Genomic DNA, 22,901 nt, shown 5'->3' with positions numbered 1-22,901 from the left:
AACGGAGTGACCCTCAGGCACCCTGAGCGGTCACTCCCCACGGTCTAGGCGCGCAAGCAGTTCCCGCGGGGCCGACCCCTCGGTGGTCGAGCACTGCCAGGTTCGGATAACCGTCGGTGCCCGCTGCTGCGGTCTTGGCCGTTCGCACTTCACTCACACCAAGGAGCATCAGATGGGGTCTCAACTCAACCCGTGTATCGCTTTCAACGGGAACGCCCGGCAGGCGATGGAGTTCTACCGGGACGTCTTCGGCGGCAAGCTGGAGATGGGCACCTACGCCGAGTTCGGCTCGCCGGACGCCCCCGCCGACAAGATCATGCATTCCACGCTCCGCACCCCCGACGGCTACACGCTGATGGGTTGGGACGTCCGGGAGAAGATGCCCTTCCACCCGGGCAACAACGTTGCGGTTTTCCTCGGCGGCGACGACGCCGAACTCCGCGGCTACTTCGAAAGGCTGTCCGCCGGCGGCACCGTGACGTTGCCCCTGGACAAGCAGTCGTGGGGTGACGAGGCCGGCTCGCTCGTGGACCAGTTCGGGATCACCTGGATGGTCAACATCACCCAGCAGCAGTCCTAATCGACCACGGAAGTAGCCCCGAGCTGGTGACGGCTTTCGGGGGTAATCGCCGGAGGTGACGGGGTGGCGTGACGCGGCTGGCCGACCGGGGCTGGCTGCACTGCAACGGCGCGGGGATGTTCCGCGCCCTGTCCTGACCGGCAGATTCCTGACAGCAGGTTCTGGACCAGCGGATCCTTGATCGGTGCGGGCGTCCGCCCCGCCGGGCGCCCGCCCTCGCTCCAGACGGCGAGATGTCCCCGGCGGGGCGTTCGGGGGTATGACGACTATCCACGATCAAGCCCCGGCCGAGGACACCTTCGAGCTTGTCTACCAGTGTCGGCTGTCGCTGTCGCGGCAGACCATCGTGTTGGTCGCCGATCTGCTGCGCGCGCATCTCAAGGCGATCGGCTCGCGGTGGCGTAAGCTGCCGCCCGGCAAGATCGCGCTGGTCGTGCTGGCGGTGCTGCGCCACGTCCAGCGGCTGGCCGACATGGCCGGCGGCAACGACGTCTCCCCCTCCACGGTCCATCGCTGGGTCTGGGAAGTCATCGAGCTGCTCGCCGCCCGGGCGCCCCGCCTGGACCGCGCACTGAAGAAGATCGCCAAGAAAGGCGGGCAGGTCGTCCTGCTGGACGGATCTCTGATCCGCGCCCACCGCCGGACCGGACCCGACAACCGCCGCAACTACAGCGGGAAACATAAGGCCCACGGGCTGCTGATGCTGGGCATCACCGACACCCAGGGAAATCTGCTGTGGGTGTCGGCCGCGCGGCCGGGCCGCTCCAGCGAGATCACCACCGCCCGCCCCAACAAGATCGTCCAGAAGTTGCGGGACCACGACCTGGCCGCCCTGGCCGACCTGGGCTTCGTCGGCCTCGACGATGACCCTGCAGCCGACGACCGGCCCGCCGTCATCACCGGGAAGAAGGCCTCCCGAAACAAGCCGCTCACTCCGGCCCAAAAGCAGGTCAACCAGCTCATCGCCGCCGAACGCGCCGTCTGCGAGCACGCGTTCGCCTACTTCAAGGCGTGGCGGACGTTGACCAAGGTCCGCTTCGACCCGGCCCGAGTCACCCAGCTCCTGCGCGCCCTGCTCGTCCTCACCCGCAGCCACGTCACCCGCTGACAAACGATCATCGGCTCCGGAACCGGCCACCAGCCAGCACGAGTACCACCGACCTCGCTCACACCAGGCCCATGACCTGCGACTTCAGGATGGACAATCTTCATTGGTCAGAGGCGGTGACGATTCCGCTGCTGCCGACGGCGATCGGCGCAGACGCGGGCTGGCAGGCCAGGCACACGCCGCGCCCGGAGATGCCGGCGGACCAGCGGTAAGACAGCCGCGACGCTCGCGACAGGGCATCGGACTTGACCGACTGCTGGATCCGGGCTGGATCGACCCAACAAAGTCAGACACCCTTCGAAATCTTTCATGTACTCTTCGTGTTCGGCCGTTGATGTCAGGAGGACACCATGCGCAGGATCATCCGCCTCTTCGCCACGTCTGCGGTCGTCACCGCAGGCACAATCGCTGCTACCGCAGCCGCTGCCAGCGCCGACATCGGCGTCGGCGCCGGTGCGACCGTGCAGTGGGTGCCTCTCGGCAGTCTTCTCTTCAGCGACCGGAACATCAAACGCGACGTCGTTGCTGTGCAGTGGGATCGCTGATCTTGAAGCTGTCGGGGTTCATGCGGCTGCGCGATCAACACCACCGTCCGGTCGCGCAGCCGCTCCATGACCATCAGGACGACTCCGCACCCCGACCATGCCCCAGCGCTGTCAACGGCTACGAGATTCTCGCCAAGGTCGCCGATCTGCCCATCAGCACATGGCGGTACGAGTGGGAGCCGGCCGGGGTGCGCCATCTGGGGCCGATGGCGCAGGACTGGAAGGCTGCGTTCGACTTCGGCCAGCCGGACACCCGCATCCCTGCAGTCGACGCCAACGGCGTGACACTCGTCGCCGTCCAGGCCCTGTACCGGCTCGTCGTCGATCTCCAGCAGCAAGTCGACCAGCTCCGGGGTGCCGCCTCGCCATCCGGCCAGGAGAAGCCGTTCAGGAGCGGCTGACTCGTCCCGAGTATCAGCACCCCCGCTGCTCCACCGACCACTGCAGGTCGCGTTGTGCTCCGGTGGCTATGCGCAGCATCGCCTACCAGGGTGTGCAGGTCCTCGACTTCAGGTCGCCGATCTCGACTGTCGGCAGGCGGCGAGCCGAGTGCGAAGGCGGCCTTCGGCCTGCTCGACCGCTGCCGTCAAGGCCTTGGCGTGGGCCTCGGGGAGGCATCCGGCCCCGAGACTCGCGTCGGCGAGCACGGCCGCGACTGCCTGGCGCTGCCCGCCAGTCCTCTGCGAGCGCAACCCGTGGTGCCCCAGCGCCTCGCGCGCGGCATAGGCGCCGCTGGAAGCCACGGCGATGACCGCTGCACTCAGGTCGCGGACACCCGAGACGAGATAGTCGGCGGCCACGTCGAGCGCCGTCAAGCCGAGTCTGGCCTGGAACGCTGCGGTCAGCGGATCGGGTTGCGTGACCAGCGCGAGCGTTTCCTCCACGACCTGGTCCAGTTCCTGCCGTGCTGCCCGCGAGGGGGTCGGCTGGCAGGAGCTGGACAGGAGCGCCGCCACGGGGCGCTCCCAGGGCTCCGTCGGCACGCCGTAGTCGATCATGATGGCCTCGTCCGTGAGGCCCTGCTCCCATCAGGGCATGATCTTGATCTGGCGTCCGTCGAGGAGCCGGTTGCCGAGGCCGCAGTGCGCTGTGCGCGGTCATGGCGTCGGCTGGGTCACGGATGACGGCGGTGCCGCGCTGCTGAGCGGCCCGGTACAACCGTCGGAGCATGTCGTAGGCGCCGCTGCCGTCGCCTTCGCGGATCAGGAGCCGCGCGATGTTCACCAGCGGCATCACCGCGATGTCCTGGTCCAGGGCCCCCAGCGGAAGCCCGGGAGGTTTGGGCCGGCAGACGAGCGGGATACGGCAGGCGATCGCACGGTTCATCACGCTGCCCCCCTCTTCTACGGCCAGTCGATGACGAGTCGGCTGTTGGGCTTGTCGATGACGAAGCGCGCATCGGCGGCCTTCAGCAGGTCGCGGTGGGCGTCCGTGGCCATCCGGAACCCGGGGGCGGGGGCGTCGTTGCCGTAGTCGCGGTCCCACTCCTGGATCGCGGCGACGACCTGCTCGGCGAGAGAGGCAGCCTGCGGGCCGTGGCCGATGACGCCGATCTCCCAGAACCGGCCCTCGGCGTCGTCGCCCTCGCGGACGGTCAGGTAGGCCAGGCTGTCGCCGTCGACCGCCGCCATGGAACCCCACGCGAAGTGCGGGGCGAAGCCGGGCCGCCGGCCCGGCATCCGGGACAGGCCGTTGGGAAGGACGCACGCCAGCCACAGATACACCCACTCCCACGGGTCCCTCTGCCGGAACTTCACCCCGGAGTACGTCTTGGCCTGCGGCTGGTCCAGGATGGTCCGCATCGCCTCCCGGTCCACGAGCTGCTCGCTGAAAGTCTCCAGCCGGACGTTGCCGGGCCCGGCCATGGGGACGCGGGTGTAGACGTCGTCGCAGACGCCCTTGCGCAGCGGGACGAACGTCGCCATCTCGCAGGACACCGTCTTCCAGGTCTCCCCGTCGCGCTCGAAGGCGAAGGAGCGGGAGATGCTGCCGCGGATGCGCATCGGGATGACCAGACGGCCTCCCGGGGCGAGCTGCTCCAGCACGGGGAGGGGGACGTCGCCGGCGCCCACGGTGAACTGGATCCGGTCGAACGGGCCGTGCTCGGGGAGCCCGGCCGCGCCATCGGCCAGCACCGCGGTCACGTTCGACGCCCCATCGGCGGCCAGGTGCTCGCCGGCGGTGCTGACCAGGTCGGTGTCCACATCCACGGTCCACACATGCCCGCCGGGGGCCACGAGCCGGCCGAGGAGGGCGGCGTTGTAGCCGGTGGCGGCCCCGGCTTCCAGGATCTTGTGGCCGGGCTGGGCGCCCAGTTGCTCCAGCTGGGTCGCGACGATGGACGGCGCGGAGATGCAGGAGATCATCTCCCCGTCCTCATCGTGCTTGATCGGCACGGCGTCATCGACGTACGCGGCCTCGATGGCGGCGTCGGGGATGAACCGGTGGCGCTCGACCTGCCGGAAGGCGTCGATGATCGCGGGGGTGCGCAGGTGGCCGGACTCGATGAACCTGTCCACCATGGCGTTACGCAGGTCGGCGGGGTCGGTGGTCGTAGTGATGGTGCTCTCCATCTGCTCGAAGGTAGGGGCTGTGGGTGCGGACCGGCGGGTAGACACGGCGGCCGGCTCGTCGTCTCCGAAGGCGACGTGCCGGCCGAGCCACGCCGCGGCGGCCTGCTCGGCCACGGGTATGGCGGCGCGGTCGAAAGCGAAGATCGCGTGGTGGGCGAGGACGGCGCGTAGCCCTCGCCGGAGTCGGCCGCCGGCCGCGAGCTGGGCCAGGCGGCGGCCGGCGTCCTCGAACGCGGCGACGCGGCCGCGCCGGCCGGGTTCGGTGGTGTCGCGCTTGCCGGCGTCGGCGTTCACCAGGCGCCGCATAGCGCGGATCGCCGCCGCCCGGCGGGTCGCGTCGCGCGGGCTGATGACCGGGCGCAAGCTCGGCTAGGCCGTCGAGCAGCCCGTACCTGAAGAGGCGCATGACGCCTACCAAGCTCTTCTGCGCGCCGGATTCGACGGCCGACTCCTCGCCTGAGCAGCATCAGCCACTGGCCGGGGTGTGCGCGATCCACCGGCCCGACCTGTTCCCCAGGCTCTCCACCCTGGCCGAACTGGTCGCGGCGGACTACTGGATCGTCCTGGACGACGTGCGGTTCGCGCGGCGCGGCTACCAGCACCGCGCGTCTGCCTGTCCCTGGCCGCCCCGGGGCAGACGCAGTGGCTGTCCATCGCGACGACCCTGCCTCACGGCCGGCCCACCACCATCCGGGAGGCGCGGCTCGCTGATCCGGCACGCTGCCGGCCGCCGCCTCGGCCAGGTCCTCGCCCACCAACACCGGCGAAGCCCGCACTGGCCGGCGTTCGAAGAGGCCCTCGAATCCGTGCCGGCCCTGTTCGACATCACCGACCGGCTCGCCGTCGTGACCGAGGCGTCCACGGGGCTGCTGCCGCACGCTGTCGGCTGGCGCGGCCAGATCCTCCACAGCAGCGACCTGCCGGGCGCGATCCGGCATGGCTGCCCCAGGCGCGGGCTGCCTCGCGCAGCACATCGCGCAGGCCCCGCGTCCGTTACTCGGACGGCGGGCTCACGTTCCCCGCCCGTCATGAGCGGCCGCTCACCGTGCGGCACCCCAGCCGGGCCCGCGCCCTCGGCGTCGCCGACCCTGTCGCCCGCGTCGCCTCCGAGGCCGCCGCCGTCGCGGCCGCCGAGCGCTGCGGTGACGGTCTTCGTAGGGGCTGTGGTACCGGTGACGGGGCTCGCGGGAGCCCGGCCCCGGGGAGCGTCATGGGGCGGTGCGGCGCATGACGTGGAAGCGCCGGGTCACGCGGTAGCCGGCGGCGGCGTACAGGCGGCCGGCCGGGCTGGTCTCGCCCGTCCACAGGAACCAGGCGGAGTGCAGGCCCTCCGCGCGCATCCTGGCCATGGTGAGATGCAGCAGGATCTTGCCGAGGCCGGTGCCGCGGAGGGCCGGGTCGACCCCGAACGGGCCGAACCGCTCGGCGACGCCCCGGTAGGCGCCGTACACGGCGAACCCGGCGACGCGGCCGTTCCACGCGACGAGGATCCTGCGGGGGTCGGGGTGGCGCCTGATCGCCTCGCCCCAGTCGGGGTTGAACGACTGCGCGGCGAAGCGGATCAGCTCGGGCAGTTCGCCGTCACGGGGCGGGCGGAAGGCGTACCCCTCGCTCTCCCTGATGGCCCGCAGGGCGCGGACGTCGTCGGGCTCGCGGTGGCCGACCAGGGAGCCGTCCATGGCGACGGGTGTGGAGACCGTCTCGAACCCCAGCGCTCCGAGCAGCCGCAGCGCGCCGGGGTACAGGGCGGGGTCGGCGCCGGGCAGCAGGTAGTGCGGCGTGTAGGAGGCGAACTCGACGCGGGTGGCGCCGTGCTCGTCCAGGAAGCGCAGGGCCTCGCCGAGCAGCCGCCGCCCCAGCCCGGCGCGGCGGTGGCCGGGCGCGACGAAGAAGAACGGGATCCAGCCCGACCCGGGCTCCAGGCCGGTGCCGGGCGCGAGCGGGACCAGCCTGCGCACCGCGTACGCGCACCCCACGACCCGCCCGCCCGCGACGGCGACGCGCAGGCCCTCGGGGTCGAAGTTCGGGTCGAGCAGGACGCAGTCGCGGAACCAGGCGGGCGTCACCGGGTCGGCCTGCGCGCTCTCGTTCCACGCCTCGACCAGCGACGCCTCGTCGCCCGCCGCGAACCCGCGCAGGGTCACGGCCCCCTGCGGCCCGCGACCCCGCGCCGTGGTCGTCGCGCCTGTCCCCGTGTCGGCCATTCCCGTCCCCGCCTCCGTCTCGCGACCGTCCAGAGATGCTCCAGCATCGCGTGCCCGCTTCACAAGAGCAGCGAGATATCCGATTGTCCGGGAGGGACGGGGCGGGTGATGATCGGGTATGGCTGTCACGAGGGAACGGGTCCTGGCGTACTACGCGCAGGGCGAGGAGGACCGCCGGCTGCGTGGAGGGCGGGGACGGCTGGAGTTCTGGCGCACCCAGGACGTCCTGCGCCGCGTCCTGCCCGCGCCACCGGCCCGGGTGCTGGACGTCGGCGGGGGCACGGGGGTGCACGCCGAGTGGCTGACCGCCGACGGGTACGAGGTGGAGCTGCTGGACCCCGTGCCGCTGCACGTGGAGCTGGCGTCGCGGCTGCCCGGCGTGACGGCGCGCGAGGGGGACGCGCGCGAGCTGCCCGTGCGGGACGGGTGCGCCGACGCCGTGCTCCTGCTCGGCCCGCTCTACCACCTGGGCGAGCGGGCCGACCGGGTGCGAGCCCTCGCGGAGGCCCGCAGGGCGGTGCGGCCGGGCGGCGTGGTGGCCGCCGCGACGATCAACCGGTACGCGGCGGTGCACGACACGGTCCTCCAGGGCCTGTACGCGAACGAGCCGGAGCGGCGGGCCGCGCTGGCGTCGCTGGAGACCGGCGTCATGCTGTCACCGACGCACGGCTTCGCCGCCTACTTCCACGACCCCGGCGAGGTGCCGGGCGAGTTCGCCGACGCGGGCTTCCCCGAGGTCGCGCGGTACGGGCTGGAGGGCGCCTTCTGGCTGTACGGCGACCTCGGCGACTGGCTCGACGACGCGGAACGCCGCGCGCTCCTGCTGGACGCGCAGCGCGCCCTGGAGTCGGTCCCGTCGCTGCTCGGGGTCAGCGGCCACCTGCTCACGGTCGCCCGCCGCCCCGCCTGACCCTGCCGGGGCGTGTCGCGTCAGCGCCTGCCCAGGGGGAGCATCGACTCGCCGGCGGGCGGCTCCCCCGGCAGGCCGAAGTGCCGGTGCACGAGCCGGTGCATGTGGCGGCGGAAACGCTCCAGCGTCTCCGGCTCCGACGCCCGGTGCAGCCGTCTGTCGATCTCCATCACGCCGCCCTTCACGAACCCGTCGCAGCACCAGATGATCGTCCAGATCATGTACTCGACGTCGGCCTCGCTGTGGCGCAGGTGGTCGCTGAACGCCTCCACGAACATGGCCGACAGCGGCATGATGTAGCGCTGCTCCAGGTCGCCGACGTCGAGCGCGTCGGAGAGCCAGCGATGGATCCAGATCGAGATGATCTCCGGCGTCTCCACGCAGAAGTCCAGGTACCTGTCGAGCACCAGGTGGATGGACCGGGTCTCCTGGAACTCGGCCGCCGCGGCGTCCAGGACCTCCTTCATCATCTGGTACGCCTGGTCCATCACCGCGAGGTAGATGTCGCGCTTGTCGCCGATCTCGCGTTTGATCGTGGCCACGTCCACGCCCGCGGCCTCGGCTATCTGGCGGGCGGACGTGCCGTCGTAGCCGAGCGCCGCGAACAGCCGGGTCGCGACCTGAAGGATCAGCTCCCTCTGTCCCCCATCGCTCTGCAGGCTCATGCAGGGCCGTTACCCAGCATGAACACCGTTAACCTGGGCGTTCAGCGGCCCGTGACGGGTGTGAACTCCGGCTGGTCGATGACGCGCAGCCAGCTTCCGTCCGGCTGGCGGCGGACGACCTGGGCCCGCGCCCCCGCGCCGTCCTTCGGCGCGGTCGAGGTGAGCGCGACGTCGCCGTGGACGAGCGTCGGCAGCGGCTCCTCGTACGCGAACGCCGGCCGCCCGGCCAGCACCTTCTCCCACAGCCGCCTGATGGCCTCGCGTCCCACCGTCCGGCTGCCCGACGGATAGGCGAGCACGGCGTCCTCCTCGTACAGGGCGGCGACCCCGGCCGCGTCGCCCGCGTTGGACCTTTCGACGAACAGGCGGGTGATGTCCTCGGGCCGCATGGCCTTCTCGTACGCCTCGTTCTCCATGGATGCCTCCTGTCTCCTCCGGTTACGCCTCCCAGCCTGCGCGGCCGCGAATGAGAAGTCCAACAGATGATTGCGATGGGAACTAGAATCGACAGTCATGGAACTGCGGCAGCTCGAGTACTTCGTCGCGGTCGCCGAGGAGCGGAACTTCACCCGGGCGGCCGAGCGCGTGCACATCAGCCAGTCCGGCGTCAGCGCGCAGATCCGCCAGCTCGAACGCGAGCTGGGCGCGGAGCTGTTCGACCGCTCCGCCCGCGCCGCGACCCTCACCGTGGCGGGCAAGGCGGCGCTGGAGCACGCCCGCGCGGCGCTCGCCGCCGCCGCGTCGGTGGGCCAGGCGGTCGGCGAGGTCACCGGCCTCATCAGGGGCGGGCTCGCGGTGGGCATGGTGACAGGCTGCACGGTCACGCCGCTGTTCGACGCCCTGGCCGCCTTCCACCGCGCCCACCCCGGCGTGGAGCTCTCGCTGCTGGAGGACGACTCCGACCGGCTCGTCGAAGGCGTCAGGTCGGGCGCGTTCGACCTGGCGCTCGTCGGCACCGCGAGCCCGGCGCCCGAGGGGCTGGAGGCGATGACGATCGTCAGCGAGCGGCTCGTCGCCGCCGTGCCCCCCGGACACCCGCTGGCCGGGCCGCGCCGGGTGACGCTGCGCGACCTGGCCGAGCACCCGATCGTGTGCATGCCGCCCGGCACGGGCCTGCGCACGGTGTTCGACCGGGCGTGCGCGGCGCGCGGGGTCCGGCCGGTGATCGCGCTCCAGGCGAGCGCGGGCGACGCCGTGGCCGGCCTGGCGGCGCGCGGCCTGGCCGTGGGGGTGCTCAGCGAGTCGATGGCGCGGGCGCACGCCGACCGGCTGGTCGCGCGCGTCATCGACGACGCCGAGGCGCCCGCCCTGCTCGCCCTGGTGTGGCGGAGCGCGCACGGGCCGGCCGTCCGCGAGATGCTCGCGCACAGCCGTCGCGCGTTCGCCGGGTGGGGCCGTGAGCCCTCGCGTCAGACGTCCGGGGAGCCGGGGCCGAGGTAGGTCTCGATGTGTCCGGCGGCGGCCCGCTCCACCTCCTCGACCTCGCCGGAGCGCAACGCGGAGAGCAGCGCCCGGTGCTGCCGGGGGATCTCCTCGGGGGAGGCGTGGCTGGGAGCGTCGCGTACGAAGTAGGCCCGCACCCGTGGCTGGATCGTGCGCCAGATCTGCAGCGCCTGGGCGTGCCCGCCGGCGGCGATGACCGCCTCGTGGAACGCCACGTCGAGGTCGGCCAGCCGCTCGGCGGACCCGCCGGCCGCCGCGGCGTCCGCCATCTGCGCGACGATGCCTTCGAGCCGGTCGAGCAGCTCGGGCGGGCGGGTCTCCGCGACCTCCCTGAAGGCGAAGCGCTCGATGATCAGCCGGATCGGCACCAGCACCTCGCGCACCTCGCGCTGGGTGATGCCGGCGACCTCGGCCCCCCGGTAGGGGTGGGTCACCACCAGCCCTTCCTGCTCCAGGATCATGATCGCCTCCCGCACGGGACCACGGCTGACCCCGGAGCGGGCCGACAGCTCGCGCTCCACCAGCCGGTCGCCGGGTTTCAGCTCGCCGTCGGCGATGGCCTGGCGAAGCCAGTTCAGGATCCATTCCCGCCGCGAGGCCGGCGGGGCCGAGGTCGGCATCGAGGTCGGCATCGAGGTCGGCGTCGAGCTCGTCACGTGTGTCCCATCCCTGCCTGAGGAGCCCGCCGCGTGCGGGCGTCGAGCCTACGATAGCCGTTCCCGCGAATGGCAGATGGTTGACCATCTGCCATCCTCCGGTCTAGTGTTCCCCATCACCGCCCCGGCCCTCAGCACGAGACCGGTGCGTCGGAGCCCGCCCGGGGCGCCCCAGCGCTCCGGCTCATCCACCGTCCGCAGGCTCGCCCAGAGCCCTTCACCAGCGAATCAGGACCCATGAGAATCCGTGACATCCGTGCAGCCGGCCTGCGAGGCGCCACCCCGGAGGGCGGCTGGCAGGACGAGCTCACCCCCGACGACGTCGTGCACACCCTGGTGGCCGTCCACACCGACGACGGGCCGATCGGCATCGGCAGCGTATTCACCAGCGAGGCTCTGGTGCGCGGCGCCCTGGAGATCCTGCGGCCGCTGCTGGTCGGCCAGGAGGCGACCGAGCCCGAGCGGCTCTCGGAACGCCTGCACCGGGCCACGTTCTGGATGGGCCGGGGCGGCACGGTGACCCACACGATCAGCGGGATCGACCTCGCGCTCTGGGACCTGCTCGGCCAGGCGACCGGCCAGCCCGTGGGGCGGCTGCTCGGCGGACGCCACCGCGATCGCGTGCGCCCCTACGCCTCCCTGCTCATGGACACGCCGGAGGTCCTGGCCGAGAAGCTGCGCCGGCTCGCCGCGCAGGGCTGGCGGGCGTTCAAGATCGGCTGGGGACCCTTCGGGCGGGTCAGCGCGGAGCTCGACGAGCGGATCGTCGCCGCCGCGCGCGCGGCCGTCGGCCCGGACGCGCTGCTCATGGTGGACGCGGGCGGCAGCGACAGCGCCTGGAGGAACGGCTACAAGTGGGCGCTGCGCACCGCCCGGATGCTCGACCGTCACGACGTCGCCTGGTTCGAGGAGCCGCTCAGCCCCGACGCCCTCGACGACTACGTGCACCTGCGCCGCGAGGCTCCCGTGGCGATCTCGGGCGGGGAGGTGCTGACCCGGCGGCAGAGCTTCCACCCGTGGCTGGAGTCCGGCGCCCTCGACATCGTGCAGCCCGACGTCACGAAGGTCGGCGGCCTGAGCGAGCAGCGCCGCATCGGGTGGGCCGCCGAGGACCACGGCGTGCGGCTGATCCCGCACGGCTGGAACACCGCCGTCGGCCTGGCCGCCGACCTGCAGCTCGCCTCGGCGCTGCCCGGCACCGACCTGGTCGAGTACGTCACCGGGTCGCCCTACGTCGACTCCCTCACCGCCGAGCCGTGGCGGCTGGACGACGACGGGATGCTCGCCATCCCCGACGCGCCAGGCCTCGGCATCCGTCTCGACCCGGACGCCCTCGGCCGCTACACCGACGCGACCGCCCTGCTGCGGCCGTGACCGGGCACTGCCCGGCGTCCCCCCGCTGAAACCGTGGTCCCGTGGGCGGACGGCACGCCGCCGGACCCGTCGCGTACCGTCCGTCCCCGAGAGCCGCCCACCGCGAGCGATCCGTCCCCACCCCCCGAAAGCAAGGAAGAGCGCATGTCCGGCGAGCACCCGGCCACGGCCCCGTCCAGGCCGACCATCGGCAGACCATCCCGCAAGGTGGTCCTCGTCTCCGTCGCCGGCGCGGTCGGCGGGTTCCTGTTCGGCTTCGACACGGCGGTCATCAACGGGGCCGTCGACCCCATCAAGGACGCCTTCGCCCTCGACACCGTCGGGCTGGGCGTCGTCGTCGCCATCACCCTGTTCGGCGCCGCCGCGGGGTCGCTGCTCGCCGGCTGGATGGCCGACCGTCTCGGCAGGACCAGGGTGATGGGGGTGGCCTCCGTCATCTTCGCCGCGGCGGCCGCCGGCTGCGCGCTGTCGTCGGGTTTCTGGGACCTCGCGGCATGGCGGCTGCTGACGGGCGTGGCCGTCGGGTACGCGACGGTCCTCGGCCCTCTCTACATCTCCGAGATCGCGCCCGCCTCCGTCCGCGGCCGGCTGTCCTCGCTCCAGCAGATGGCCATCGTCCTCGGCATCTTCGCCGCCCTGCTCTCCGACTCCCTCATCGCGGCCGTGCTCGGCGGCGCGGACGCCGGGACGTTCCTCGGGCTGCCCGCCTGGCGGTGGATGTTCCTCGCCGGGCTGGTCCCCGCGGTCGTCTACGGCGTCCTCTCCCTGCGGATCCCCGAGTCGCCGCGCCACCTGGCCGCGAGGGGCCGCCGCGAGGAGGCCTGCCGGGTCCTGGCCGAGCTGCACGCCATCTCCCGAGAGCAGGCCGAACGCGACGTCGACCGGATGGACTCGGCCGTCCCGGGCGAGCACCGCCCCCGCTTCCGCGACCTGCTCTCCCGCCGGACCGGGCTGCTGCCCGTCGTGTGGGTCGGCGTCGGCATCGCCGCCCTGCAGGCCCTCGTCGGCATCGACGTGATCTTCTACTACTCCAACTCGCTGTGGAAGTCGGTCGGGTTCGACGAGTCCGCCTCGTTCGGCCTGTCGGTGCTGAGCTCCCTGATCAACGTGCTGGCCACGGTCGCCGCGATCGCGCTCATCGACCGGGTCGGCCGGCGTCGCCTGCTGCTGACCGGCTCGGCCGGCATGGCGGCCGGTCTCGTCCTGGTCAGCGTCGGGTTCTCCCAGGCCGCGGTGGCCGGCGACGAGCTGACGCTCCCCGGGGCGTGGGGGCCGCTCACCCTCGTCGGCGCGAACCTGTTCGTCGTGTTCTTCGCCATCTCGTGGGGCCCCGTCGTGTGGGTGCTGCTGGGCGAGATGTTCCCCACCTCCGTCCGCGGGGTGGCGCTCGCGCTGGCCGCGTCGGTCAACTGGATCGCCGGCGTGGGACTCAACCTGTCCTTCCCGACCATGCGGCAGATCTCGCTGCCCGGCAGCTACGCGGTGTACGCGGTCATGGCCGTGCTCTCCTGGCTCCTGGTCCGCTTCGGGGTACGGGAGACGACGAACCGCGAACTGGAGGACATGACCGACAGGCTCACGCCACGCGCTCCGCAGGTCTGAGCGCGCGTCCCCTCACGTCCCCCTGCCCCACGGCCCCGCGGCCGTGACGCACAACCCGGAGGCACACCACGATGCGGAACGACATCACCCTGATCACCGGAGCCGGCTCCGGCATCGGCCGGGCCGTGGCGCTGTCGCAGGCGGCGGCCGGACGTCCGCTCGCGCTGCTCGACAAGGACGAGGCCGGCGTGCGAGCGGTCGCCGCGCGGGCGGAGACGCTCGGCGCTCCCCGGGCGCTGGCCATCACCGCCGACATCTCCCGCGAAGCCGACGTCGCCGACGCCTACGCGCGGTGCCACGCGGCGCTCGGCGTCCCCACCCGCGTCGTCGCCAACGCCGGGATCGAGATCGCCCGCAAGGCGCACGAGACCACGCTCGCCGAATGGTCGAAGGTGATCGACGTCAACCTCAGCGGCACGTTCCTCACCTGCCGTGAGGCCATCCGCCTCCTCCTCGCCCAGGGGCTCGCCGGCGCGATCGTGTGCGTCTCCTCCCCCTCGGCATTCGTGGGGTTCGCCGGCGGCTCCAACAGCGCCTACGGGAGCTCGAAAGGCGGCGTGTCGGCCCTCGTCAGAGCGCTGGCCATCGACTACGCGGCGTCGGGCGTCCGCGTCAACGGCGTCGTCCCCGGCGCGACGGCGACCCCGCTGCTCGACGTCACCGCGGGCGCGGGCGGCGACCTCGCCGAGCGCGCGAGGACGCAGATCCCCATGGGCCGGCTCGCCCGCCCCGAGGAGATCGCCGAAGCCGTCGACTGGCTGCTCGGCCCCAAGGCGAGCTACGTCACCGGCGCCCACCTGCACGTCGACGGCGGCCTCACCGCCCGCGGCGCGAACGACTTCTGAAAGGACCATCATGCGGCCACGCAGCGCCGGCGTCGGAGCCACCACCTGGGTCGTCGCCGACGGCTACATCCCACCCCGCAGCTCGGGCCCCGAGCCCGAGATGACGAGCCACGACAGCATCTGCATGCTGAACGCGGGAGACACCGGGGCGCGGGTGCTGGTGCGCGTCTACTTCACCGACCGCGAGCCCGCCGGCCCCTTCGTCCTCTCCATCCCTGCCCGGCGTGCCTTCCACCAGCGGATCAACGACCTCCACGACCCGGAGCGGATCCCCGTCGGCACCGACTACTGCCTCGTGGTCACCAGCGACGTGCCCATCGTCGTCCAGCACACCCGGCTGGACTCCCGGCAGGAGGCCAACGCCCTCATGAGCACCATCGCCTTCCCCGTCTCGCCCCAGGAGCTCCCCGGGTTCCCGCCGGGCCTCAGCCGCGGGTGAGCCGGGGCGGCCGCGCGGCCCTCCGGGCGGGAGGGGCGGAGGACGCGCGGGCCTGGAAGTCGGCCGAGAACAGGCGTCCGGCGTCGCCCGCGCGGCCTTCGAGGCAGTCGACGAGCAGGTCCACCGCCGCCTGGGCGGTCTGGCCCGGCAGGAAGCCGAGCGTGCTGATCGGCGGGTCGGTGTAGCGCGCCGCCGGGTCCTCCGTGGCGCAGACCAGCAGCAGGTCGTCGGGGACCGAGCGGCCCAGCCTGCGGATCGTGTCCAGCAGGAGCGGCGGGCTGAGCTCGACGAGGGTGAGGAGCGCGTCTGGCGGGGCGGGGGCGGCGAGCAACTCGGTGACGGCGTCCAGCGCCGGCTGGACCCCTGGGGCGGGGAGGTACGCGATGCGGGGTTCGCGTCGCCGCTCGGCGCACCATTGGAGGTAGGCACGGGTGGTCTGCTGGTGGAAGCAGGCGGTGGTCGCGCCCGCGACGACGGCGACGCGCTCGGCCCCGGCCTCCTCCAGGTGGCCGAGGACCTGGCGGACGGCGGCGGCGTAGTCGAAGTCGACCCACCGGCCGATGTCCCGCGCCTGGTCCGCGGCCTCGGCCAGTGCCCTGCGGTCGGCGACCACGGGGACGCCCGCCGCGAGGAAGTCCCTGACCATCGGGTCGGCCTGGACCGGGTCGATGACGAAGACGCCGTCGAGCGGCATGTCGAGCCAGCAGTCGTCGGGGCCGTAGGTGGGCAGCAGGACGACCCCGTAGCCGTGGGCCAGGGCCGCCCGGGTCGTGGCGGTGACGATCTGGGCGAAGTAGGCCAGCTCGGGGTAGACCCACGGTGTCTCGACGTACTCGCGTGCCGCGACGCCGAGCAGGCGGGTGTGCCCGGCGCGCAGTAGCCGCGCCGTGGCGTTCGGGCGGTAGCCGAGGGAGCGCGCCACTTTCTGCACGTGCTCGCGGGTGGCGGCGGGAAGCCGTCCGGCCCCGTTCAGCGCGTCCGACACGGTGGTCTTGGACACCCCTGCCGCGCGGGCCACGTCCACGAGGCGAACCCTGGGGCCGCGGTCCGGCGTGCTCATGAGCGGGATCCTGCCATCCGGCGGGGCGCCCCGCCAACCCCCTCGCACGGATCGCAGAACCGTTCCCTCAAGGTCTTGTGCAGGAACGTTCCTTCACGAATACTCGCAGCCACTTCCGCCGCACGCCGATGGTTGCGGCCCGTTCCGAAAGAGGTGGTCGGATGCGCACCTCCCGTTTCGCCGCCGCAGGAGCGCTGCTCGCGCTCGCCGTCGCCGCCTGCGGCGGCCCGCCCGCCGGCACCAAGGGCGCCGCAGGCGCCTTCGAGATCACCAAGGACACGCCGCCCGCCAAGGGCCCGGTGGACACCGTGACCTGGTCGCTCTACGCGGAACCGCAGTCCCTGGACTACGCGTACGCCTTCGACTACCCACCCAACACCGTGCTCGCCAACGTGTGCGAGCAGCTCATGCGGATCACCCCCGACCTGAAGGTGGAGCCGGGCCTGGCCACCGCCGCGGAGGCGCCCGACCCCAAGCGCTGGGTCTACACGATCCGTCCGGGCGTGAGATTCCACCACGGCTCGACGCTCACCGCCGACGACGTCGTCGCCAGCATGCGCCGCCACATGGACCCGAAGGTCGGCTCGTACTGGGTCTCCGTCTACCGGAACGTCGAAAGGATCGACAAGACCGGGCCGATGGAGGTCACCGTCCATCTGAAGAAGCCCGACCAGCTCTTCAACGAGGAGATGGGCACCTCCGCGGGGACCATCGCGAGCGCCGCGTCCCTCGCGAAGGAGGGCTACGGCACCCCGGACGTCGGCGTCGACTGCACCGGCCCCTTCTCCCTCGACTCCTGGCAGAAGGGCCAGTCGATCACGCTGAAGAAGTTCGGCGGCTACTGGGACCCGTCACTGGCTCCGAAGGCGAACACCATCAGGAACGTGTTCATCCCGGACCCGGCCGCCCGCGTCAACGCGCTGCTCGCGGGCGAGGTCGACGGCGGCTACCTGCTGCCGTCGAGCGGATTCCCCAAGCTCCGCACCGCCACGAGCGGCACGCTCTACTTCGGCCCCAACACGACGGCCGTGAACCTGATCCCCACCGACCTCAAAGGCACGCTCGGCGACGTCAAGGTCCGCAAGGCGCTGTCCATGGCACTCGACCGCGACGGCATCATCAGGGCCGCCGCGGGCGGCGTCGCCACCCCGGCGAAGGCGCCCGGCGCCACCGGCGCCTGGGGCATCGCCCCCGAGGCGGCCAAGGAGTACTACGCGAAGCTTCCCGCGCTCACCCGGGACGTCGCCGGGGCCAAGAAGCTGATCGAGGAGGCCGGCGCCACCGGCAAGAAGATCGTCATGGCGACCAGCACGCTCTCCCCGGAGATCGGCGTCATCGCCAACGCCGTGCAGTCGGCGGGCCAGGCCATCGGCCTGCAGGTCGAGCTGAAGGCGGTCGCCCCCGAGGCCTACACGGCGCTGTTCTCCGACCCCAAGGCCCGGGAGGGGATCGACCTGGTCATGACGATCTGGTACGACTCCACCCCCGACCCGCTGGAGTTCTACGGCATCCTCACGACCGGGGACTTCGCCAACTACGGCGGCTACTCCAACCCCGAGTACGACGCCCTGGTCGACGAGGCGAACGCGCAGGCCGACCCGGCCGCGCGCGCCGCGACGGTCGCCAGGCTGCAGGAGATCGCCGTCCGCGACGTGGTCTGGATCCCGCTGTACGAGGTGCCGCACAGCATGTTCCTCAACAAGCGGCTCACCGGCGCGCCGACCGGCATCGCCCAGCTCGTCTTCCCGTGGGGCGCCCCGCTGGGATCGGCCGGTTGAGCTCGACGATGGCAGGCCTCCTCCTCCGCCGGGCCGGCGGGATCGCCGTGACGTTGCTGGTCACGTCGTTCCTGGTCTTCGGCTCCGTCCATCTCGCCCCCGGTGACCCGGCGTCCTTCCTCCTGGGAGGGCGCTCCGCCTCGCCGGCGGCCGTCGCGGCCATCAAGGAGCAGTACCACCTGAACGACCCGTTCCTGGTCCAGTACGCGAAGTGGATCGGCGGGGTCGTCACCGGCGACTTCGGCAAGTCGGCCCAGTTCAGGCAGGACGTCGCCGGTCTCGTCATGGCCCGGCTGCCGACGACCCTGTGGCTCATCGGCTACGCCGCCCTGCTCATCGTGATCGGCGGGCTCGCCTTCGGCGCGGTGGCCGCGCTGCGGCGGGGCGTCGTCGACCGGCTGGTGCTGGTCGGCACGGGCATCGCCACCGCGACGCCGTCCTTCGTCGCCGCGATCGGGCTGATCTCGCTGTTCTCCGTCCAGCTCGGCTGGTTCCCCGCCTTCGGCAACGGCAGCGGCCTCGGTGACCGCGTCCACCACCTGACGCTCCCGGCGGCGGCGCTCGCCCTGACCTTCGTCGGCCTGCTGGCCCGGGTCACCAGGACGGCGATGCTGGAAGAGCTGGGACGCGAGCACGTCGAGGTGGCCCGCTCACGCGGGGTGCCCGGCTCGGACGTGGTGCGGCGGCACGTGCTGCGCAACGCCCTCGGCCCGATCAGCACCGTGACAGGGACCGTCGTCGCGGGCCTGCTGGTCGCCACCTCGATCGTCGAGACCGCCTTCGGCCTGTCCGGGGTCGGCCAGCTGCTCGTCAGCTCCGTCACCGTCAAGGACTTCCCGGTCGTGCAGGCGGTCAGCCTGCTGGTGGTGCTGGCCTTCGTCACCGCCAACCTCGTCGTGGACCTGCTCCACCCGCTCATCGACCCCCGTCTGACCCGTCCGAAGGGCGGCACCGCATGACCGCCGTACCCGTCCACCGGCGCGGGCTCCTCGCGCCGCTGGCCCGCATCGCGAGGAGCGACAAGCTCGTCACCGCCGCCCTCGCCCTGCTGGCCCTGCTGATCGCGGCGGCGGCCCTCGCCCCGCTGATCACACAGCACGACCCCGACGCCGTGGACCTGTCCGCGACGCTGAGCGGCTCCACTCCCGAGCACCTGCTGGGCGCGGACCAGTCCGGGCGCGACGTCCTGTCCCGGCTGATCTACGGCGCCCGGACGGGGCTGCTCGGCCCGCTCATGGTCGTGATCGTGTCGACGGCACTCGGCACGCTGCTCGGGGTGGCGGCGGCCTGGTACGGCGGAGTCGTCGACTCCGTGCTGTCACGCGCCATGGAACTCGTCTTCTCCTTCCCCGCCCTGCTGCTGGCGATCATCCTGGTGGCGGTCCTCGGCACCGGGCTGACCGCGCCGGTGATCGCGATGAGCGTCGCCTACGCGCCGTACGTCGGCCGGTTGGCGCGTGGCGTGGCCCTGCAGGAGAAGGCCCGCCCCTACATCCAGGCGTACCGGGTGCAGGGCTGGTCCGGCTGGGTGATCTGCGTGAAGCACCTGCTCCCCAACATCGCGCCGCTGATCCTCGCCCAGTCCGCGATCAACTTCGGGTACGCGCTCATGGACCTCGCGGCGCTGTCCTTCCTCGGCTTCGGCGTGCAGCCGCCCACCGCCGACTGGGGCGCGATGATCAACGAGGGCTCACCGTCCCTGCTGCAGGGCGCCGTGCTGCCCGCCCTCGCCCCCGGCGTCGCCATCGTCGTCACGGTGGTCGCCTTCAGCGTGGTCGGCGAGTCCATCGCCGACCGCGTCGCGCGGCGGGAGCAGCGATGACCGCTCCCTTGCTGGACGTCGAGAACCTGACCGTGCGGCTCGCGCAGGGCAGGGCCGCGCGGCCCGTCCTCCACGGGGTCTCGCTGCACGTCGCGCAGGGCGAGGCCGTCGGGCTGGTCGGCGAGTCCGGGTCCGGCAAGTCCGTCACCTGCCGGGCGGCGCTCGGGCTGCTCCCCGAAGGGGCGGCGGCCACCGGCGCCCTGCGGCTGGACGGGGACGACGTCCTGACGATGTCGCCCGCCCGGCTCCGCGAGCTGCGCCGCCAGGACGTCTCCATGGTCTTCCAGGACCCCCGGGCCTCCATCAACCCGCTGCGCAGGATCGGCGACTTCGTCACCGAGGGGATGCGGGCCGGCGGCGTGCCCAGGAAGGACGCGCTCCGGCGGGCGGCGGAGCTGCTGGAGTCGGTCGGCATCCGTGAGCCGCGCGCCGCGCTGCGCAGGTATCCGCACGAGTTCTCCGGCGGCATGCTGCAACGCGTGATGATCGCGGGCGCGCTCGCCGGGGAGCCCCGGCTGCTGCTGGCCGACGAGCCGACCACGGCGCTGGACGTCACCACCCAGGCCGAGGTGATCTCGATCCTCACCCGCCTGCAGGCCGAACGCGGCATGGGGATGCTCTTCGTCACCCACGACCTGGAGCTGGCCGCGGCCATCTGCGACCGCATCTACGTGATGTACGCGGGCCGGATCGTGGAGTCGCAGACCGCCGAAGGGCTCTTCGGCCGGCCGCGCCATCCGTACACCACGGGACTGCTGGCCGCGACCCCGCGGCTGGAGTCCGACCGGGCGCCGCGCGGGGTCCCCGGGCGGCCGCTGTCGCTCGCCGAGGCCCCGGACGGATGCGCGTTCGCGGCCCGGTGCGCCCACGCGCTGCCCCGGTGCGGTGAGGGGGAGCCCGCCCCGCGCGACATCGAGGGCGCCCAGGTCGCCTGCCTGCGCGCGGAGGAGCTGATCCATGACTGAGCACGCGCTGGAGGTCGAGGGCCTGCGCAAGACGTTCGGCGACCACGTCGCCGTGGACGGCGTCTCCTTCTCGCTGCCTCCCGGAGGCTCCCTGGCCATCGTGGGCGAGTCGGGGTCGGGGAAGACCACCACGGCGCGGATGCTCGTCGGCCTCGAACGGCCGGACGCCGGCCGGATCCGGGTCGGCGGGCGCGACCGCTCGCACGCCGCGCGCGGCAGGGCGACCAGGCTGGCCCGCGCCAGGGAGCTCCAGATGGTCTTCCAGGACCCCTACCTCTCGCTCGACCCCCGCGTCACCGTCGCCGGGTGCGTCGAGGAGCCGCTGCGCCTGCACTTCCCGATGAGCCCGGCGCAGCGCCGGGCCCGGCGCGACGAGCTGCTGGCGCGGGTCGGCCTCGGCGAGCGGGAGGCGGACGCGCTGCCCCGGCGGCTGTCCGGCGGCCAGCGCCAGCGGGCCGCGATCGCCCGCGCGCTGGCGACCGAGCCGAAGGTGCTGATCCTGGACGAGGCGACGGCGGCGCTCGACGTGTCCATCCAGGCCCAGATCCTCGACCTGCTGGCCGAGATCCGCCGCGACACCGGCGTCGGGTACCTCTTCGTCACGCACAACCTGGCGCTCGTCCGGCACGTCGCCGACGACATCCTCGTGCTCTACCAGGGGCGCGTGGTCGAGACGGGCCCGACCCGGGACGTGCTGGCCGCGCCCCGGCACCCGTACACCCGGCTGCTGCTCCACTCCGTGCCGCGGCCCGGCTGGGACCCCGCCGGGATCGCGGCCGACCGGCGCGCCCTCGCGGCCGCGCTGCGGGAGGCGCCGCCCGCTCCCGCCTCCCCTGGCCCCCTTCTCCCTCACGCATCACAAACCCGACCCACGGAAAGGAGTGCGGCCGAGTGACCGACCTCCCCTACCTGCCCGCGACCGAGGCCCTGCGGATGTTCCGCTCCCGCGAGCTGTCCCCCGTCGAGCTGATGACCGCGCTCGTCGAACGGGCCGAGGCCGTCGAGCCCCAGGTCAACGCGCTGAGCGAGCGCATGTTCGAGGAGGCGCTCCTCCAGGCGAAGCAGGCCGAGCGCGCCTACCGCGACGGTTCCCCGCGCCCCCTCGAGGGGATCCCCGTCGCCGCGAAGGACGAGCAGCCGATCGCCGGGCGGGTCGCCTCGGACGGCTCGCTGGCCCACGCGGGCGAGGTGGCCGAGGTGACCCACCCGGTCGTCGAACGCATCGTCGCCGCGGGCGGCATCGTGCACGCCCGCACCACCACGCCCGAGTTCTGCTGCGCGGCGTTCACCCACTCGAAGCTGTGGGGCGTCACCCGCAACCCGTGGAACCTCGGCTACTCCCCCGGCGGCTCCTCCGGCGGCGCGGGCGCGGCGCTCGCCTCCGGCACCACCGTTCTCGCCACCGGCTCCGACATCGGCGGCTCGATCCGGCTGCCCGCCGCCAACACCGGCACCGTCGGCTACAAGCCACCCTACGGCCGGGTGCCGGCGATGCCGCCGTTCAACCTCGACCACTACTGCCACGACGGTCCGATGGCGCGCACCGTCGCCGACTGCGCGCTGCTGCAGAACGTCATCGCCGGCCCGCACCCCCACGACGTGGTCTCGCTCCGCCCCGCCGTCACGATCCCCGACCGGCTGGGCGACGTCACCGGGATGCGCGTCGCGTACGCGCCCAACCTGGGCGACTGGGAGATCGAGCCGGAGATCGCCGCCAACACCCTGGCCGTGGCAGAAGCGCTGCGGGACGCCGGGGCCGTCGTCGAGGAGGTCGAGGTCGGGCTGCGCCGCGCCGACGTCATGCGCGCCGCCTTCATCCACTTCGGCGCCATCTTCGGCCCCATGGTCGGCCGGATCGCCGCCGAGCACGGCGACCTGCTCACCCCGTACGCGCTCGACTTCGCCGCGTACGCCAGGACCACGTACGAGCGGGGCGGCGGCTTCCTGGCCGGCCTGGAGCTGGAGGCCGCGATCTACCGCCCCATCGGCGACCTGCTCGACCGCCACGACGCGCTGATCTGCCCCACCACCGGCGCGCCCGGCCTGCGCGCGGGCGAGGACTACGTCGACACCAGGCTCACCGTGAACGGCGTCGAACTCGACCACTACATGGAGTACTCGCTCACCACCGTCTTCAACATCGCCAGCCGCTGCCCGGTGCTCAACGTGCCGTCCGGCTTCGCCTCCGACGGCGTGCCGACCGGCGTCCAGATCGTCGGCCGCGGCTACGACGACGAGGCCGTCTTCCGCGTCGGGGCCGCCGTCGAGCGCGTCCGCCCCTGGACGCACCGCCCGGAATCCCTGTGATCACTCCGCCCGCACCAGAAGGAGA

General features: G+C 72.7%; 23 protein-coding genes. 16 read left to right on the top strand and 7 right to left on the bottom strand.

The window, feature by feature from the left end; translation table 11 throughout:
- Window positions 1–172: 172 nt before the first annotated feature.
- The 4 genes from BMX74_RS03400 to BMX74_RS03385 all read left to right on the top strand — a co-directional run bounded on the left by BMX74_RS03400 (window position 173) and on the right by BMX74_RS03385 (window position 2,634).
- Window positions 173–580, top strand: a complete 408-nt coding sequence (locus tag BMX74_RS03400) for a VOC family protein (protein WP_055501573.1) — start codon at window positions 173–175, stop codon at window positions 578–580.
- Window positions 581–839: 259 nt separating this feature from the next.
- Window positions 840–1,688 carry a transposase family protein gene (locus BMX74_RS03395; protein ID WP_055501572.1) on the top strand — a complete coding sequence of 283 codons (849 nt, stop codon included), beginning with the start codon at window positions 840–842 and terminating at the stop codon, window positions 1,686–1,688.
- A 350-nt stretch (window positions 1,689–2,038) separates the two neighbouring features.
- Window positions 2,039–2,233 (top strand): hypothetical protein, encoded by a 195-nt coding sequence (locus BMX74_RS03390; protein WP_055501571.1) that lies wholly within the window; start codon window positions 2,039–2,041, stop codon window positions 2,231–2,233.
- Window positions 2,234–2,235: 2 nt separating this feature from the next.
- Entirely contained in the window at window positions 2,236–2,634 is a 399-nt protein-coding gene (locus BMX74_RS03385) for a tail fiber domain-containing protein (protein ID WP_143078539.1), read from the top strand.
- A gap of 108 nt (window positions 2,635–2,742) precedes the next feature.
- Here BMX74_RS03385 and BMX74_RS44845 read toward each other — a convergent pair whose 3' ends face one another.
- The 3 genes from BMX74_RS44845 to BMX74_RS03370 form a co-directional block, all read right to left on the bottom strand.
- A complete protein-coding gene (locus tag BMX74_RS44845) occupies window positions 2,743–3,231 on the bottom strand; it encodes a hypothetical protein (protein ID WP_055501569.1) in 489 nt (162 codons plus the stop codon).
- A gap of 345 nt (window positions 3,232–3,576) precedes the next feature.
- Window positions 3,577–5,112, bottom strand: coding sequence for a methyltransferase, FxLD system (fxlM, locus tag BMX74_RS03375; RefSeq protein WP_091098188.1), 1,536 nt, complete (start codon window positions 5,110–5,112; stop codon window positions 3,577–3,579).
- A gap of 902 nt (window positions 5,113–6,014) precedes the next feature.
- Entirely contained in the window at window positions 6,015–6,950 is a 936-nt protein-coding gene (locus BMX74_RS03370; protein WP_201784421.1) for a GNAT family N-acetyltransferase, read from the bottom strand.
- A gap of 178 nt (window positions 6,951–7,128) precedes the next feature.
- Between BMX74_RS03370 and BMX74_RS03365 the strand changes: the two genes are divergently transcribed.
- The gene (locus tag BMX74_RS03365; protein ID WP_055501568.1) at window positions 7,129–7,920 is read left to right on the top strand and encodes a class I SAM-dependent methyltransferase; all 792 of its coding nucleotides are present in this window, start codon (window positions 7,129–7,131) and stop codon (window positions 7,918–7,920) included.
- A gap of 20 nt (window positions 7,921–7,940) precedes the next feature.
- Here BMX74_RS03365 and BMX74_RS03360 read toward each other — a convergent pair whose 3' ends face one another.
- Window positions 7,941–8,585 (bottom strand): TetR/AcrR family transcriptional regulator, encoded by a 645-nt coding sequence (locus tag BMX74_RS03360; RefSeq protein WP_091098185.1) that lies wholly within the window; start codon window positions 8,583–8,585, stop codon window positions 7,941–7,943.
- A 41-nt stretch (window positions 8,586–8,626) separates the two neighbouring features.
- On the bottom strand, window positions 8,627–9,001 hold the full coding sequence (locus BMX74_RS03355) for a YybH family protein (RefSeq protein ID WP_091098183.1): 375 nt from the start codon (window positions 8,999–9,001) through the stop codon (window positions 8,627–8,629).
- Between the two features lie 97 nt (window positions 9,002–9,098).
- Between BMX74_RS03355 and BMX74_RS03350 the strand changes: the two genes are divergently transcribed.
- Window positions 9,099–10,025 (top strand): LysR family transcriptional regulator, encoded by a 927-nt coding sequence (locus BMX74_RS03350; RefSeq protein ID WP_091098180.1) that lies wholly within the window; start codon window positions 9,099–9,101, stop codon window positions 10,023–10,025.
- Here BMX74_RS03350 and BMX74_RS03345 read toward each other — a convergent pair.
- Window positions 9,995–10,684 (bottom strand): GntR family transcriptional regulator, encoded by a 690-nt coding sequence (locus tag BMX74_RS03345; protein ID WP_201784420.1) that lies wholly within the window; start codon window positions 10,682–10,684, stop codon window positions 9,995–9,997. The two genes, BMX74_RS03350 and BMX74_RS03345, sit on opposite strands and share 31 nt — an antisense overlap.
- Window positions 10,685–10,921: 237 nt before the next feature.
- Between BMX74_RS03345 and BMX74_RS03340 the strand changes: the two genes are divergently transcribed.
- The 4 genes from BMX74_RS03340 (at window position 10,922) to BMX74_RS03325 (ending at window position 14,944) form a co-directional block, all read left to right on the top strand.
- On the top strand, window positions 10,922–12,058 hold the full coding sequence (locus tag BMX74_RS03340) for a mandelate racemase/muconate lactonizing enzyme family protein (RefSeq protein ID WP_055501564.1): 1,137 nt from the start codon (window positions 10,922–10,924) through the stop codon (window positions 12,056–12,058).
- A 144-nt stretch (window positions 12,059–12,202) separates the two neighbouring features.
- Window positions 12,203–13,660, top strand: coding sequence for a sugar porter family MFS transporter (locus BMX74_RS03335; protein ID WP_091098178.1), 1,458 nt, complete (start codon window positions 12,203–12,205; stop codon window positions 13,658–13,660).
- A gap of 71 nt (window positions 13,661–13,731) precedes the next feature.
- Window positions 13,732–14,505 carry an SDR family NAD(P)-dependent oxidoreductase gene (locus BMX74_RS03330; protein WP_091098176.1) on the top strand — a complete coding sequence of 258 codons (774 nt, stop codon included), beginning with the start codon at window positions 13,732–13,734 and terminating at the stop codon, window positions 14,503–14,505.
- Between the two features lie 10 nt (window positions 14,506–14,515).
- Entirely contained in the window at window positions 14,516–14,944 is a 429-nt protein-coding gene (locus tag BMX74_RS03325) for a sensory rhodopsin transducer (RefSeq protein ID WP_055501561.1), read from the top strand.
- Here BMX74_RS03325 and BMX74_RS03320 read toward each other — a convergent pair.
- Entirely contained in the window at window positions 14,931–16,004 is a 1,074-nt protein-coding gene (locus BMX74_RS03320) for a LacI family DNA-binding transcriptional regulator (protein ID WP_055501560.1), read from the bottom strand. The genes BMX74_RS03325 and BMX74_RS03320 overlap by 14 nt on opposite strands.
- 161 nt (window positions 16,005–16,165) lie before the next feature.
- On the opposite strand from BMX74_RS03320, the gene BMX74_RS03315 reads away from it, so the two are divergent.
- The 6 genes from BMX74_RS03315 to BMX74_RS03290 are packed head-to-tail and all read left to right on the top strand — an operon-like array spanning window position 16,166 to window position 22,876.
- Window positions 16,166–17,782: an ABC transporter substrate-binding protein gene (locus tag BMX74_RS03315; RefSeq protein ID WP_091098174.1), complete on the top strand. Its 1,617-nt coding sequence runs from the start codon at window positions 16,166–16,168 to the stop codon at window positions 17,780–17,782.
- A gap of 8 nt (window positions 17,783–17,790) precedes the next feature.
- Window positions 17,791–18,741 (top strand): ABC transporter permease, encoded by a 951-nt coding sequence (locus BMX74_RS03310; RefSeq protein WP_055501558.1) that lies wholly within the window; start codon window positions 17,791–17,793, stop codon window positions 18,739–18,741.
- Complete coding sequence (locus BMX74_RS03305) at window positions 18,738–19,604, top strand: ABC transporter permease (RefSeq protein WP_055501557.1); 867 nt, start codon at window positions 18,738–18,740, stop codon at window positions 19,602–19,604. Before BMX74_RS03310 ends, BMX74_RS03305 begins: the two co-directional genes overlap by 4 nt.
- Window positions 19,601–20,569: an ABC transporter ATP-binding protein gene (locus tag BMX74_RS03300; protein ID WP_055501556.1), complete on the top strand. Its 969-nt coding sequence runs from the start codon at window positions 19,601–19,603 to the stop codon at window positions 20,567–20,569. Before BMX74_RS03305 ends, BMX74_RS03300 begins: the two co-directional genes overlap by 4 nt.
- Window positions 20,562–21,464 (top strand): ABC transporter ATP-binding protein, encoded by a 903-nt coding sequence (locus BMX74_RS03295; protein ID WP_055501555.1) that lies wholly within the window; start codon window positions 20,562–20,564, stop codon window positions 21,462–21,464. Before BMX74_RS03300 ends, BMX74_RS03295 begins: the two co-directional genes overlap by 8 nt.
- Window positions 21,461–22,876, top strand: a complete 1,416-nt coding sequence (locus BMX74_RS03290; protein WP_091098171.1) for an amidase — start codon at window positions 21,461–21,463, stop codon at window positions 22,874–22,876. The genes BMX74_RS03295 and BMX74_RS03290 overlap by 4 nt, the downstream gene beginning before the upstream one ends.
- Window positions 22,877–22,901: the final 25 nt, after the last annotated feature.

Source organism: Nonomuraea pusilla (assembly GCF_900109355.1).
Taxonomy (GTDB): domain Bacteria; phylum Actinomycetota; class Actinomycetes; order Streptosporangiales; family Streptosporangiaceae; genus Nonomuraea; species Nonomuraea pusilla.
Note: the sequence above shows the minus strand (reverse complement) of the source record. Positions and strands in the feature narration are given on the sequence as shown.

Bases quoted from the DNA above. Each gene is read 5' to 3' on its own strand.
- BMX74_RS03395 (WP_055501572.1), top strand. From the start codon at position 840: ATGACGACTATCCACGATCAAGCCCCGGCCGAGGACACCTTCGAGCTT.
- BMX74_RS03335 (WP_091098178.1), top strand. From the start codon at position 12,203: ATGTCCGGCGAGCACCCGGCCACGGCCCCGTCCAGGCCGACCATCGGC.
- BMX74_RS03310 (WP_055501558.1), top strand. From the start codon at position 17,791: ATGGCAGGCCTCCTCCTCCGCCGGGCCGGCGGGATCGCCGTGACGTTG.
- BMX74_RS03300 (WP_055501556.1), top strand. From the start codon at position 19,601: ATGACCGCTCCCTTGCTGGACGTCGAGAACCTGACCGTGCGGCTCGCG.
- BMX74_RS03365 (WP_055501568.1), top strand. From the start codon at position 7,129: ATGGCTGTCACGAGGGAACGGGTCCTGGCGTACTACGCGCAGGGCGAG.
- BMX74_RS03320 (WP_055501560.1), bottom strand. From the start codon at position 16,004: ATGAGCACGCCGGACCGCGGCCCCAGGGTTCGCCTCGTGGACGTGGCC.
- BMX74_RS03305 (WP_055501557.1), top strand. From the start codon at position 18,738: ATGACCGCCGTACCCGTCCACCGGCGCGGGCTCCTCGCGCCGCTGGCC.
- BMX74_RS03330 (WP_091098176.1), top strand. From the start codon at position 13,732: ATGCGGAACGACATCACCCTGATCACCGGAGCCGGCTCCGGCATCGGC.
- BMX74_RS03340 (WP_055501564.1), top strand. From the start codon at position 10,922: ATGAGAATCCGTGACATCCGTGCAGCCGGCCTGCGAGGCGCCACCCCG.
- BMX74_RS03315 (WP_091098174.1), top strand. From the start codon at position 16,166: ATGCGCACCTCCCGTTTCGCCGCCGCAGGAGCGCTGCTCGCGCTCGCC.
- BMX74_RS03355 (WP_091098183.1), bottom strand. From the start codon at position 9,001: ATGGAGAACGAGGCGTACGAGAAGGCCATGCGGCCCGAGGACATCACC.
- fxlM (WP_091098188.1), bottom strand. From the start codon at position 5,112: ATGCGGCGCCTGGTGAACGCCGACGCCGGCAAGCGCGACACCACCGAA.
- BMX74_RS03390 (WP_055501571.1), top strand. From the start codon at position 2,039: ATGCGCAGGATCATCCGCCTCTTCGCCACGTCTGCGGTCGTCACCGCA.
- BMX74_RS03360 (WP_091098185.1), bottom strand. From the start codon at position 8,585: ATGAGCCTGCAGAGCGATGGGGGACAGAGGGAGCTGATCCTTCAGGTC.
- BMX74_RS03400 (WP_055501573.1), top strand. From the start codon at position 173: ATGGGGTCTCAACTCAACCCGTGTATCGCTTTCAACGGGAACGCCCGG.
- BMX74_RS03350 (WP_091098180.1), top strand. From the start codon at position 9,099: ATGGAACTGCGGCAGCTCGAGTACTTCGTCGCGGTCGCCGAGGAGCGG.
- BMX74_RS03295 (WP_055501555.1), top strand. From the start codon at position 20,562: ATGACTGAGCACGCGCTGGAGGTCGAGGGCCTGCGCAAGACGTTCGGC.
- BMX74_RS44845 (WP_055501569.1), bottom strand. From the start codon at position 3,231: ATGATCGACTACGGCGTGCCGACGGAGCCCTGGGAGCGCCCCGTGGCG.
- BMX74_RS03325 (WP_055501561.1), top strand. From the start codon at position 14,516: ATGCGGCCACGCAGCGCCGGCGTCGGAGCCACCACCTGGGTCGTCGCC.